The 12,040-nt window shown below is 72.1% G+C and carries 12 protein-coding genes; 5 read left to right on the top strand and 7 right to left on the bottom strand.

The features are described 5' to 3' along the window. Nucleotides 1–164 (top strand): Scr1 family TA system antitoxin-like transcriptional regulator (locus ACFV04_RS41560; protein ID WP_380536298.1); only part of this gene is annotated, 164 nt, incomplete at its 5' end. A 79-nt stretch (nt 165–243) separates the two neighbouring features. Here the strand turns inward: ACFV04_RS41560 and ACFV04_RS41555 are convergent. Both ACFV04_RS41555 and ACFV04_RS41550 read right to left on the bottom strand, forming a co-directional pair. Next, the gene (locus ACFV04_RS41555) at nt 244–849 is read right to left on the bottom strand and encodes a TetR/AcrR family transcriptional regulator (RefSeq protein ID WP_380342877.1); all 606 of its coding nucleotides are present in this window, start codon (nt 847–849) and stop codon (nt 244–246) included. Between the two features lie 229 nt (nt 850–1,078). Then, nucleotides 1,079–2,593 (bottom strand): MFS transporter, encoded by a 1,515-nt coding sequence (locus ACFV04_RS41550; protein WP_380536293.1) that lies wholly within the window; start codon nt 2,591–2,593, stop codon nt 1,079–1,081. An 87-nt stretch (nt 2,594–2,680) separates the two neighbouring features. Between ACFV04_RS41550 and ACFV04_RS41545 the strand changes: the two genes are divergently transcribed. Further along, on the top strand, nt 2,681–3,115 hold the full coding sequence (locus ACFV04_RS41545) for a MarR family transcriptional regulator (protein WP_360249764.1): 435 nt from the start codon (nt 2,681–2,683) through the stop codon (nt 3,113–3,115). 79 nt (nt 3,116–3,194) lie between these two features. Here the strand turns inward: ACFV04_RS41545 and ACFV04_RS41540 are convergent, their stop codons facing one another. The 5 genes from ACFV04_RS41540 to ACFV04_RS41520 form a co-directional block, all read right to left on the bottom strand. Further along, complete coding sequence (locus tag ACFV04_RS41540) at nt 3,195–4,142, bottom strand: M56 family metallopeptidase (RefSeq protein ID WP_380536291.1); 948 nt, start codon at nt 4,140–4,142, stop codon at nt 3,195–3,197. A 155-nt stretch (nt 4,143–4,297) separates the two neighbouring features. Then, entirely contained in the window at nt 4,298–4,861 is a 564-nt protein-coding gene (locus ACFV04_RS41535; protein WP_360249759.1) for a DUF5134 domain-containing protein, read from the bottom strand. Nucleotides 4,862–5,250: 389 nt separating this feature from the next. Next, on the bottom strand, nt 5,251–6,006 hold the full coding sequence (locus tag ACFV04_RS41530) for an amino acid ABC transporter ATP-binding protein (RefSeq protein ID WP_380536289.1): 756 nt from the start codon (nt 6,004–6,006) through the stop codon (nt 5,251–5,253). Then, complete coding sequence (locus ACFV04_RS41525) at nt 6,003–6,893, bottom strand: amino acid ABC transporter permease (RefSeq protein WP_380536296.1); 891 nt, start codon at nt 6,891–6,893, stop codon at nt 6,003–6,005. Before ACFV04_RS41525 ends, ACFV04_RS41530 begins: the two co-directional genes overlap by 4 nt. 161 nt (nt 6,894–7,054) lie before the next feature. Further along, entirely contained in the window at nt 7,055–7,942 is an 888-nt protein-coding gene (locus ACFV04_RS41520; protein WP_380342893.1) for an ABC transporter substrate-binding protein, read from the bottom strand. Nucleotides 7,943–8,548: 606 nt separating this feature from the next. On the opposite strand from ACFV04_RS41520, the gene ACFV04_RS41515 reads away from it, so the two are divergent. Genes ACFV04_RS41515 through ACFV04_RS41505 form a run of 3 tightly spaced genes read left to right on the top strand, consistent with a single transcriptional unit; the run spans nt 8,549 to nt 11,777 of the window. Further along, a complete protein-coding gene (locus tag ACFV04_RS41515; protein ID WP_380342896.1) occupies nt 8,549–9,949 on the top strand; it encodes a DUF6421 family protein in 1,401 nt (466 codons plus the stop codon). Next, complete coding sequence (locus ACFV04_RS41510; protein WP_380342899.1) at nt 9,946–10,704, top strand: SDR family NAD(P)-dependent oxidoreductase; 759 nt, start codon at nt 9,946–9,948, stop codon at nt 10,702–10,704. Before ACFV04_RS41515 ends, ACFV04_RS41510 begins: the two co-directional genes overlap by 4 nt. Next, on the top strand, nt 10,701–11,777 hold the full coding sequence (locus ACFV04_RS41505; protein ID WP_380342916.1) for a threonine aldolase family protein: 1,077 nt from the start codon (nt 10,701–10,703) through the stop codon (nt 11,775–11,777). Before ACFV04_RS41510 ends, ACFV04_RS41505 begins: the two co-directional genes overlap by 4 nt. Nucleotides 11,778–12,040 lie beyond the last annotated feature (263 nt).

Raw genomic sequence — 12,040 nt, 5'->3', positions numbered from 1 at the left:
ACCTCGCGGACGTGGTCTACCTGGAGCAGCTGACCAGCGCGCTCTACCTGGACAAGCGGGACGACGTGGACGCGTACATCCAGGTCATGGAGCGGTTCTGTGTGGACAGCCTCACGCCGGAGCGCACCATAGACCTGCTCGCCTCGATCCTGAAGGAGCGCTGAGCCGCTGCCGTTCGGACCCGCGGGCCCCTCCCCCGCGGAGCCCCCGGCAGCAGGTCGCTTGCAGGCCGCCCACCCGGCGTCAACCGCGGGCCGGCGGCCTTTCGCGTTCCGGCGGGGCGGTCTGCGGCGGGTCGCCCAGGTGCCAGGCCAGGTCGTAGCGGCGGAAGAGGTCGGCCCGGATCGGGGCCAGCGGGATCTCGGCGCCCGGCAGCAGCACTCCGATGCAGCCGCCCATCAGCGCACTGCGCAGCACCGCGTGCTCGGCGACCGGGTCCGGCGCGCCCCAGTCGCACAGCAGCCCCTGGAGGATGGCGCCGAGCTGCTGCTGCTCGGGGTCCTGGACGAAGGCGCCGGTGTCGGGATCGAGGATCAGCGCCAGGTGGGAGCGCATCACCCGGGGGTGGTCCATCGCCAGTCCGAGCACGGCGTCGATGGCGCGGGCCAGCCGGGACTCGGGGGAGGAGCCGGGCGCCAGTTCCGCCAGCGCGGCCGACAGCGCCTGGTGCATCATCCGGTGGGTCGCGGACTGCATCAGCAGCCGTTTGCCGTCGAAGTAGTAGGAGAGCAGTCCGCGGGCGAGTCCGGCCCGTTCGGCGATGTCGGTCAGCGTGGTGCCCGCGTAGCCGCGCTGGTCGACCAGCTCGACGGTGGCCCGCATGATGCGCCGGCGGGAGCGTTGCCGCATCTCCTCATTGACCGAATCCCCGCGAGGTGCCATCGTGACTGCTCCGAACGTTCGTTGGCTCCGGGCCAATATACTTGCGAAGCCGACAGCCGCCCCGTGGAACCGTGCCCGGACGGGCACCACCCCGGGCGGCCGGTACGAAGACGGCCGGCTCCACCAACACGGGGGTTTGGTGGAGCCGGCGCCATTGCCCGACGGCCCGGGGTCGGCTGCGGGCGGAGCCCACGGATCAGTGCTTGCTCAGGACTTCGGTCCGGGTCGCCGTCGACCCGACTGACGGATAATCATAATCAGGCACCGGCGCGGGGTCTGAATTCCGGCGCCGGTCCACCAGGGCGCCGACCGTCGCGACCACCAGCCCGACCAGCGCGACCGCCGTGACGAACACCAGCGCCGGGCGGTACCCGTCCAGCTGGGCCTGCGGGCCGTCGCCGCCCGCGCTGCCGGCCGTGATCATCGCGGTCGCCCCGGCCAGCACCACCGCGGTGCCGACCTGGATCGCGGTGTTCACCAGGCCCGAGGCCAGGCCCTGCTCCTCGTCGGCCACACCGTCGGTGGCGGCGATGTTCACCGAGGGGAAGGCGAGCGCGAAGCCCACGCCGAGCAGCAGCATCGAGGGCAGCACCAGGCCGAGGTAGGAGCTGTGCTCGTCCAGCCGCAGGAACAGGGCGAAGGCGCCGACCAGGGCCAGCAGGCCGATCGGCAGTAGCCGCCCGGTGCCGAAGCGGTCCACGATCGGGCCCATGAACGGTGCCGAGAGGGCGATGAAGGCGCCGGCCGGCAGCAGCCCGAGGGCCATCTGGAGGGCCGACCAGCCGAGCAGGTGCTGCAGGTAGAGCGTCACCACGAACTGGAAGCCGCCGTACGCGCCGGTCATCGCGAAGGCGACCAGGTTGGCCCGGGCGACCGAGCCGTTGCGGAAGATGCCGAGCCGGACCAGCGGGTGGGCGGTGCGGCTCTCGACCAGCAGGAACGCCGCGGCCAGCGCGGCGACCACGACCAGCGATCCGAGCGTGCGCAGGCTCAGCCAGCCGGCGCCCTGCGCTTCGGTCACGGTGAACACCAGCAGCAGCACGGTTGCGGTGCCGGTGATCGCGCCCAGGGCGTCGTAGCCGCCCTTGGCGCGCTCCTCGACCGGGCGGGGGAGCAGGCGGATCGCGAAGACCAGGGCGAGCAGTGCGACCGGGACGGGCATCAGGAAGGTCCAGCGCCAGCCGACCGAGGTGAGCAGGCCGCTCAGCACCAGGCCGAGCGAGAAGCCGCTGGCGGCGCAGGTGGTGTAGATCGACAGTGCGCGGTTGCGGGCCGGGCCCTCGGCGAAGGTGGTGGTGATGATCGACAGGCCGGCCGGGGCGGTGAAGGCGGCGCTGACGCCCTTCAGGAAGCGGGCCGCGATCAGCAGGGCGCCGTCGTCGACGAGGCCGCCGATCAGCGAGGCGGCGGCGAAGGCGCCCAGTGCGACCAGGAAGACCCGGCGGCGGCCGAGCAGGTCGGCGGCGCGGCCGCCGAGCAGTAGCAGGCCGCCGTATCCGAGCACGTAGCCGGAGACCACCCACTGGAGGGTGGACGTGGAGAGGTCGAGTTCGGAGCCGATGGAGGGGAGCGCGACGCCCACCATCGAGACGTCCAGGGCGTCCAGGAACATGGCGGCGCAGAGCACGATCAGGGTGCCCCAGAGGCGGGGTGTCCAGTTCGGCCCGCTGGTTGACGAGGCGTCGGGTGGCGTGACGGTCGCGGTGGTCATGGGGAGGACAGTACATGCGCATGCATTCAATGCAAATGAATTAGATGTGAACGCAATAATTTACGCTGCAGGTGCTAGGGTGGCGGAGTGGCTGAACTCGACACCCCGGCGGAGGCCGGACTGGTCGCGCAGTGGCGCGAGCTGCTGGCCCGGCATGCGACGGCCGCCTGTGCGCTCGACCGCGAGCTGGGCGACCGCTTCGGGCTGGGCATGAGCGAGTTCGAGGTGCTGGAGCGCCTCGTCGAGGGGTGCGCCGCCGGCGGCGGTCACGCGCTGCGGGTGAGCGAACTCGCACCCACCGTCCACCTCAGTCAGAGCGCGCTCTCCCGGCTGATCGCCCGACTGGAGAAGGCCGGACTGGTCACCCGGGCGATGTGCGAGAGCGACAGGCGGGGCATCGTCCTCACCCTCACCGAGGCCGGCCGGGAACGCTACGAACAGGCCAGGCCGCTGCACCGCGAAGTGCTGGGGCTCACTCTCGGTGGCGGCCCCGGAAAGGCCTGCGAAGTCCCGTCGGACTGACCGGGCACACCCCCCTGATCGGCAGCAGCCGTAGCCGGCGGCTCGTCAAACCGTTGTGCGCCGATGCGGGCCGGTCGGCTCAGAGCAACGAACGCAGGCCCGGGGCGACCGCCAGCATGACCACCGCGGCGGGTGCCGCGAGGGCCGCGACGGTGAGCCGGAGCCGGTGCGGAACGGAGAGCCGCGGCCGGCCGGCGAGGAGCCGGTCCACCCGCTTCGGGGACTGCGCCAGACCGGGCGGACAGGAGCCGAACACCCCGCGGTCCAGGTTGAGTTCGGCCAGCGCGAGGGCAGTGGTGTGCCGACCGTGCCGACGGGCGGCGCGGTCGTCGGCCGCCAGCTCGACCAACTCCGACACCTGGTCCCGGAAGGCGCTGAACACGCCCACGCCGGGGAAGCCGGAGGCCAGCGCCTGCGCGAACTGCTGCAGCCAGTGGTGCCGGGCCCGGACGTGGCCGCGCTCGTGGCTCAGCACGGCGGCCAGCTCCCGGTCGGTCAGCTGCTGGAGGGCGCCGGTGGTGACCACCAGGCGGGAGCTCGGACCGGGCAGCGACCACGCCTCCGGTCGGACGTTCTCCAGCACCACCAGACGCTCCCGGTCGCTCCGGGCGGCCTCGATCGACTCCGGCAACTCCGGCGCACGGGTTGCCAGTTGGGCATGCCGGCGGTCGCGTAGAGCCTTGGCCGTGCGGACCTCCCTGGTGAGTGCCAGCACCGTCTGCACCGCGCCGGCGGCCAGCACCGCGGCGCACAGCCGGCCCCAGCCCTCGGCGCCCTGGAGGCCGTACGCCGCCTCCACGCCGTGCGGCGCGCCCGAGAACACCAGGGCGCGCAGCTCCGGGAGGGCGGCGGAGGCGGCCAGCACCAGGCCCAGCGCGCAGCACAGCAGCACCGCCACCACGAGGCACTGCCACACCAGCAGTGCCAGCACCGGTTCGCGCTCCACCCAGCGGGCCCGGGCCAGCAGCCGGGGCGCGACGGTCGAGAGCAGCAGTCCGAGCAGCAGCAGGCCGATCAGGGCAGGCATCGCATGGGCTCCCCGAGTACGCACGGAACGCGACAACGCGCTCCCCGCCAACCTATGCGCCGCCGACGCCCGGTGGAACGGCTTTCGACCGGCCAGTGACCAACGCCACGCGGGCGGTCGGGTCTCGGCGCGGGGGCGGGCGCGGGGCGGGCGCGTCACATCGTCAGGAGCATGGCGAACATGCCGATGCCCATGGTCAGTCGGCAGGCCTGCGGCAGGCCGGCGGTGCCGACCGCGAGGGTGCCCGACGACGTGCGCAGCAGCCGACTGCCGGCCCAGACGGTGTATCCGCCGAAGTAGAGGAGCAGGGCGCCGGTCAGCGGCGGGACGCCCGGACCGGCCGCGTGGTGGTGCTCGCCGCCGGAGGTCGCCGCCATCGCGAGGGCCATGTACGTCATGGCGAGCGCGCCGACCGCGTGGTGCAGCCGGTGGGCCCGGCCGACGGAGGCGTGGACGGCGGCGAGCAGGAAGGCGGTGGCCGGGAGGCCGAACAGCGCAGCCCAGACGGCGGGCGGGACGGTGGCGCCGGCGACGGCCATCGCGGCCATGCCCAGCCCCATCAGGGCCTCGGCGGCGTCCGATTCCCGGGCGAGCGGGCGGTGCGCGTCGGTCGGGGCGTCCACGGCGCACGGGGACCGCCGCAGTCGGACCAGGCAGGATGCGCCGGCGGCGGCGGTGAGGAGGGCGAGGAGCCAGTTGACCAGGATGGGTCCGTGCAACGGCGGCCTCCCGGGGCGGTGGGCGACGGGGGTGGCGAGCGGCGAACAGCGGCCGGAGAGCGGCGAACAGATTTCAGCGAACGGATGATGAAATCCGTCAGCTGACATCTGTCGGTTGTCATCTGTTCGTCGGCTTGCCGGCCCCGTGCGCGGCGACGATCGTCCGCTCCACGATCACCGCTGGCGGCCTGGCGCGGCCAGGGCGCGTACGGGGGCGCACAGTGGTGCCCGCCGTGGTGAAGCCGCGGCCGTGCACCCGCCGTCCGGTGGCGCCCGTTCTCCGCCTCGCCCTCTGCCTCCGCCCTCCGGCCCGTTCTCCGTGCCGCTCTCCCCGTCCTCTCCCTCCCGCCCCTGCGCTCCTCCCGCTCTCCCCTTCTTCCCGCTGCGGCTCAGCCCTGGAGCCGCCCCGAGGCGACCACCCGGCTGAGGAACTGCCGGGTCCGTTCCTCCCGCGGATCGCCGAACACCTGCTCCGGCGGCCCCTGTTCGAGCACCACCCCGCCGTCGAGGAAGCACACCTGGTCGGCGACCTCGCGCGCGAAGCCCATCTCGTGCGTGGAGATGACCATCGTCATCCCCTGGTCCTTGAGGTCCCGCACCACCGACAGGACCTCCCCGACCAGCACCGGGTCGAGCGCCGCAGTGATCTCGTCCAGGAGCAGCAGCCGGGGCCCGGTGGCCAGCGCCCGCACGATGGCGACGCGCTGCTGCTGCCCGCCGGAGAGCCGGTCCGGGTACTCGGCGGCCTTGGCCGCCAGCCCGAGTCGGTCGAGCAGGTGCAGCGCCCGGGCCTCCGCCTCGGCCCGCCCGACGCCGTGCACCCGGCGCGGCGCCAGCGTGACGTTCTCCAGCACGGTCATGTGCGGGAACAGGTTGTACGACTGGAACACCACCCCGATCCGGCGCCGTACGGCGTCCTCGTCGGCGCGCGGATCGGTGATCTCCTCGCCGTCGAGGAAGACCGCGCCGTCGTCGATGCCCTCCAGCAGGTTGACGCACCGCATCAGCGTGGACTTCCCGGAGCCGGAGGCCCCGATCAGCGCCGTGACCGAGTGCTCGGGGACGGCGAGGTCCACGTCGCGCAGCACCACCTGGGTGCCGAAGGTCTTGCGCACCGATTCCAGCCGGAGCACCTCCGCCGTCACACCGCACCTCCCTGGAACTGCCGCCGGTTCATCCGCGCGGTCAGCCAGTCGGCGATCCGGGTCAGCGGAATGGTCAACACGATGAACACCAGCCCCGCGAGCAGGTACGGCGTGAAGTTGAAGGACCGCGACGCGATGATCTTCGCCGCGTACACCGCGTCGATCGCGCCGCCGATCGAGACCAGCCCGGTGTCCTTCTGCAGGCTCACCAGGTTGTTGAGCAGCGGCGGCACGACCCGCCGGACGGCCTGCGGCAGCACCACGTACCGCATGGCCTGGGCGTTGGTCAGCCCCAGCGACCGCGCCGCCGCCCGCTGGCTCGGGTGCACCGACTCGATGCCGGAGCGGAACACCTCCGACACGTAGGCCGAGTACGTCAGCACCAGCGCCGCCCCGCCCAGGAGCAGCGGATCGGTGGTCACCCCGGTCAGCCGGAGCGCCGGCACCCCGGTGATCATCACCAGCAGGCAGATGATCATCGGCAGCCCGAGGAAGAAGTCCACGTACGCGGTGGCCAGCAGCCGCACCGGCAGGAACACCGGTCCGCGCAGTGTCCGCAGCACCGCGAGCAGCAGGCCGAGCACCAGGATCAGCACCCCGCAGCCGAGCATCAGCTCCAGGTTCACCCGCAGCCCCCGCAGTACCTCGGGCAGCGCCTGCCGGGCGTAGTCGAGGTTGAAGAAGGTCCGCCGGGTCACCTCCCAGCCGGGGGAGTTGACGACCAGCAGGTAGAGCGCGACAGCCGTCGCCAGGGTCGACGAGGCGGCGATCAGTGCCGAGCGGCGGGCCCGGCCGCGCCGGTACGCCTCGTGCGCGAGGCGCCGCGCGGACGGGCGGTAGCCCTCGTCCGCTGCGGCGGCCGTGACCCCGGCGTCCTTCGCGAACACAGCGGCGCCCGGGCCCTTCTCGGGCTCCGGTGCGCCCCGGTCCTTCGCCGACCCCGCGGCGCCCGGGTTCTTCGCCGACCCCGCTGCGCCTCCGTCCTTCGCTGCCCCGGCGTGGCCGGCCGCCGGAGCGTCCCCGCTCACACCGGGGCTCGTGCCGGCGCTCACCTCAGCACCGGTGCCGAGACGGCGTCGGAGAGCCACTGCTTCTCCAGCTTCGCCAGCGTGCCGTCCGAGCGCAGCGCGTCCACCGCCTGCGACACGCAACCGGTCAGCTTGGAGCCCTTGTCCAGCACCAGGCCGAACTGCTCGCCCTGCGAGGCCGTCTCGAACTGACCCACCACCTGGGCTTCGGGCACCTCGGCGCCGGTGATGTAGAAGGCGGTCGGCAAGTCCACCACCAGGGCCTCGATCTGGCCGTTCCTCAGCGCGGCCTTGGCCAGGTCGTTGGAGTCGAAGACGGCCGGCCGGGCGCTCGGCTTGATGGTGCCGGTGATGGTGTCCAGGCTGGTGGTGCCGACCTGCGCGCCGAGCTTGGCGTCCTTCAGGTCGGCGATGCTCTTCGCGCCCGCCGCCTTGGAGTTCTTCAGCGCGATGACGGCCTGGCGCACGTCGTAGTAGCCGGAGGAGAAGTCCACCGCCTGCTTGCGCTCGGCGCTGATGGACACCTGGTTGACGTCGAAGTCGAAGTCCTTGGCACCTGGTGCGGTGGCCTTGCCGAACGGTGCGACGACCCAGTCGACCTTGTCCTTCGGGTAGCCCAGCTTCTCGGCCACGGCGTAGGCGACGGCGGATTCGAAGCCCTTGCCGTTCTCCGGCTTGTCCTCGGTGAACCAGGGGTCGTACGCGGGCTTGTCGGTGCCGATGGTCAGCGTCCCGGCCGTCCGCGTCGCCAGCGCGCCCGGCGCGCAGCCCGCCGCCGTGCCGGCGGTGCCCTGGGCGCCGGAGGCGGTGTCGGACTTCGGGTCCTGCGGCGCGCACGCGCTCAGCGCGGCCGCGGCGGCGACCAGCGCGGCGAGGGACAGTACGGCGGACGGCTTGCGGAGGGTCATGGCGGGGCTCCAGGAGAAGGACCGGGCGTGACGGGGTCGGGCGGACCGGTCGCACGGGGCGGGGCGCGTGGTGCGGACCGGGGGGCGCGGTTCGGTGGTGCGGAAGGGCGCGGCGGGACGGGCCGGTTCCCGGCGGGTCACTTCCCCCCGGTGGCGGCGCCGGAACACACGCGGCATGGTCGGCGTAACGGGCCCACGTCCGCGGCGCCCGTCGAGCGGGATCTGCAGCGGCCGGATCGACGGCGGCCGGCCGGTGGCCGGTGGCCGGATCAGCAGCAGCGGCAACAGCGGCAGCGGAGGGCGTCGGCGCGACGGCGACAGCAGGAGCCGGCGTGCCGACGGGAGGGCCGCCGGATCGGGCTGTCGTGGCGTACGGCCACCGTGATCACCGCCGGGAACATGCCGGGAGGTTCGCATCAGCGCGGCGCATCTGTCCAGAACATCCAGATCAATGTCCACATCCCGGACAACAGGCCTCCTGGCCCAGGTTTTCGGGCCGGAGCGCCGCGTCGCCGCAGCTTTGCCTGTCCGGACCCCCTTGAACGGGAGAACCTTTCGTACTTATGGTGTCCTCGTTGAAATAACTCCTGTCGAAGTGAGTCCACGATGCAGAATCTTTCGCCAAGGCTCGCTGCGGCGGCCGACGCCCCGGTCTCGACCCTCGCCGGCCACCCGGCCTGGCTGCGCCTGAAGGAGGCCGTCGAGACCCTGCGCCCGCTGCAGTCCAAGGACGGCTCGATCGACCTGGCCGCCGTCCAGCGGCACACCGTCGACCCGCTGGTGGCCTCCGTCCGCGCCGCCGTCGAGGAGCTCGCCCCGAACTTCCCGCACGACGCCGCGTACCTCGCCGCCGTCGACGCGGACCTCGCCAAGTGGGCCGACACCGGCTACCGCGAGCCCGACTTCCTGGACTCGCTGCTCGCCTTCCAGCCCGCCGACCAGCGTGAGGACGGCCTGGAGCACCTGGTCGTCTTCCCGATGTACACCCAGAACGGCAACCCGGACCGCAACCTGGAAGCCGTCCTGCTGCGCGTCGTGTGGCCCGACTGGCTGGCCGAGCTGGAGCGCACCCGCTTCGACAACCCGATGTTCGTGCCGATCACCTTCACGGACTTCACGGCCGGCTACGACACCAACTCCGCCGTGCTCTTCCCCGAGACCGTGTCCGTGCGCAAGGCGCCGGAACGTTTCACCTGGGGTGGCATCTTCTGCGACCGCGAGGCCGCCCGCTTCCGCGCCGTCTCCACCAGCGCCGTCCAGCAGCTCGGCCTGGAGATCCCGGCCGACGCCGAGGGCCTGCTCCAGGACCAGCAGCGCGCGCAGGAGACCTTCGTCCTGTGGGACCTCGTCCACGACCGCACCCACAGCCACGGCGACCTGCCGTTCGACCCCTTCATGATCAAGCAGCGCAGCCCGTTCTGGATGTACGGCCTGGAGGAGCTCCGCTGCGACCTCACCACCTTCAAGGAGGCGGTGCAGCTGGAGACCGAGGGCAACCCGCACGCCCGCGACGTCCAGTACGCGATCCTCTTCGACCGGATGTTCCGCTTCCCGGTCAGCGGCGACCGCGTGCGCAACTACGACGGCCTCGGTGGCCAGCTGCTCTTCGCCTACCTGCACAAGCACGACGCGCTGCGCTGGCGCGACAACCGCCTCAGCATCGACTGGGAGCGCGCGCCGCAGGTCACCAACGACCTGTGCGCCGAGATCGAGAAGCTGTACCGCGACGGCATCGACCGGCCCAAGCCGGCCCACTGGATCGCCGCCTACGAGCTGGTCTCCCGGTACCTCACCCCGCACCCGGCCTCGACCTGGGCGAAGGGCGCCGAGGCCCTCCCGCTCGACATCACCGACGGCAAGGCCCTCAACAAGGCCCTGTGCGACGCCGTGCTCCCGGACGAGTTCCCGCTGAGCATGTTCTACGAGGCCCTCAACAAGAAGCTGAGCGGCGTCATCGCCTCCACCACCGGCATCACCGGTAACGGCATCCAGGGAGTCGCCGCGTGACCACGTCCACCAACGCCCCGCTGTCCGGCAAGGTCATCGCCGTCGCCGGAGCCAGCGGCCCGGCCGGCCGCGCCGTGCTGCGCCGCCTCGCCGCCGACGGCGCCACCGTGATCGGCGCCGACATCGACGCCCAGCGCCTGGAGTCCGCCCTGGACGCCACCCGGGTGGCCGTGCGCGGAGCCAAGGTCAGCGGCCAGGTCATCGACCTGCTCGACCCGCAGGAGGTCCACGACTGGGCCGACCACCTGGAGTCCGAGCACGGCCACGTCGACGGCCTCTTCCACCTGGTCGGTGGCTGGCGCGGCAGCAAGACCTTCTTCGACTCCCGGCTGGATGACTGGGACTTCCTGCACGACACCGTCGTGCGCACCCTCCAGCACACCTCGCTGGCCTTCCAGCCCGCGCTGGTCCGCAGCCCCGCCGGCCGCTACGCGATGATCTCGGCCTCGGCCGCGCACAAGCCCACCGCCGGCGGCGCCGCCTACGCGGCCGCCAAGGCCGCCACCGAGGCGTGGACCCTCGCCATGGCCGACTCCTTCAAGAAGGAGACCACCGACCCGGAGGGCGAGCCCACCGCGGCGGCTGCGATCCTGGTGATCAAGGCGCTGGTCAGTCCCGAGATGCGGGCCGAGAAGCCGGAGGCGAAGTTCGCCGGCTTCACCGACACCGCCGACCTCGCCGACCACCTGGCGGGCCTCTGGGACCGCCCCGCAGCAGAACTGAACGGACAGCACCTGTGGCTGACAGCCCGATGACCGACCTCTCCCGTACGGACGCGGTACGGCGGCACGACCCCGCCGTCCGCGGCTTCGCCAGCGACAACTACGCCGGCGTGCACCCGGAGGTCCTCGCCGCGATCGCCCTCGCCAACGGCGGCCACCAGGTCGCCTACGGCGAGGACGACTACACGGCCCACCTCCAGGACGTCTTCCGCCGCCACTTCGGAGACAAGGCCGAGGCCTACCCGGTCTTCAACGGCACCGGCGCCAACGTGGTCGCCCTCCAGTCGCTGCTCCCGCGCTGGGGCGCCGTGGTGTGCGCCGAGAGCGCCCACATCCACGTGGACGAGGGCGGCGCCCCGGAGAAGATGGGCGGCATCAAGCTGCTCACCGTCCCCACCCCGGACGGCAAGCTCACCCCCGAGCTGCTCGACCAGCAGGCCTGGGGCTTCGGCGACGAGCACCGCGCGCAGCCGCTCGCGGTCTCCATCACCCAGAGCACCGAGCTCGGCACCCTCTACACCGCCGACGAGATCCGCGCGATCACCGAGCACGCCCACGAGCTGGGCATGCTCGTCCACGTCGACGGCTCGCGCCTGGCCAACGCCGCCGCGTCGCTCGGCCAGCCGCTGCGCGCCTTCACGACCGACGTGGGCGTCGATGTGCTGTCCTTCGGCGGCACGAAGAACGGCCTGCTGTTCGGCGAGGTCGTGGTAGTGCTCAACCCCGAGCGGGTCCGCAACATCAAGTACCTGCGCAAGACCTCGATGCAGCTGGCCTCGAAGATGCGCTTCGTCTCGGTCCAGTTCGAGGCCCTGCTCTCCGGTGACCTCTACCTCCGCAACGCCGGCCACGCCAACGCCATGGCCAGCCGCCTGGAGGCCGCGGTCCGGGACATCGACGGTGTCGAGGTCGTCCGCCCGGTCCAGGCGAACGCGGTGTTCGCGATCCTTCCGCGCGAGGTGAGCGAGCGGCTCCAGAAGCGCTACCGCTTCTACTTCTGGAACGAGCACACCGGTGAGGTGCGTTGGATGTGCGCCTTCGACACCACGGAGGCCGACATCGACGCCTTCGCGGCGGCCATCGCCGAGGAGATGGGCCGCGCCTGACGGTGCTCGAACGACGGATCGCCCCTGCCCGGGAGCCCGGGCAGGGGCGATTTGCATGTCGCGGGTCCGTCCCCGTACAGTTCCGGAGTCGCCGCGGGAGACCGGGGCGCAAAGCGGAAAGCAAATCCGATGAATGAAACTCCGGAAAACGGAGCGGAAAACATCTGATAAGCTGGAAACACGAAAGAACGAAGCCCGGAGGGCCTGCTGGAAGGCAGTCCGAAGGAAGCGTCCGTTCCTTGAGAACTCAACAGCGTGCCAAA

Source organism: Kitasatospora sp. NPDC059599 (assembly GCF_042735125.1).
Classification (GTDB): Bacteria; Actinomycetota; Actinomycetes; order Streptomycetales; family Streptomycetaceae; genus Kitasatospora.
Note: the sequence above shows the minus strand (reverse complement) of the source record. Positions and strands in the feature narration are given on the sequence as shown.

Excerpts from the sequence above, each read along its gene's own strand:
- ACFV04_RS41555 (WP_380342877.1), bottom strand. The coding sequence starts at position 849 with ATGCGGCAACGCTCCCGCCGGCGCATCATGCGGGCCACCGTCGAGCTG.
- ACFV04_RS41550 (WP_380536293.1), bottom strand. The coding sequence starts at position 2,593 with ATGACCACCGCGACCGTCACGCCACCCGACGCCTCGTCAACCAGCGGG.
- ACFV04_RS41540 (WP_380536291.1), bottom strand. The coding sequence starts at position 4,142 with ATGCCTGCCCTGATCGGCCTGCTGCTGCTCGGACTGCTGCTCTCGACC.
- ACFV04_RS41520 (WP_380342893.1), bottom strand. The coding sequence starts at position 7,942 with ATGACCCTCCGCAAGCCGTCCGCCGTACTGTCCCTCGCCGCGCTGGTC.
- ACFV04_RS41515 (WP_380342896.1), top strand. The coding sequence starts at position 8,549 with ATGCAGAATCTTTCGCCAAGGCTCGCTGCGGCGGCCGACGCCCCGGTC.
- ACFV04_RS41505 (WP_380342916.1), top strand. The coding sequence starts at position 10,701 with ATGACCGACCTCTCCCGTACGGACGCGGTACGGCGGCACGACCCCGCC.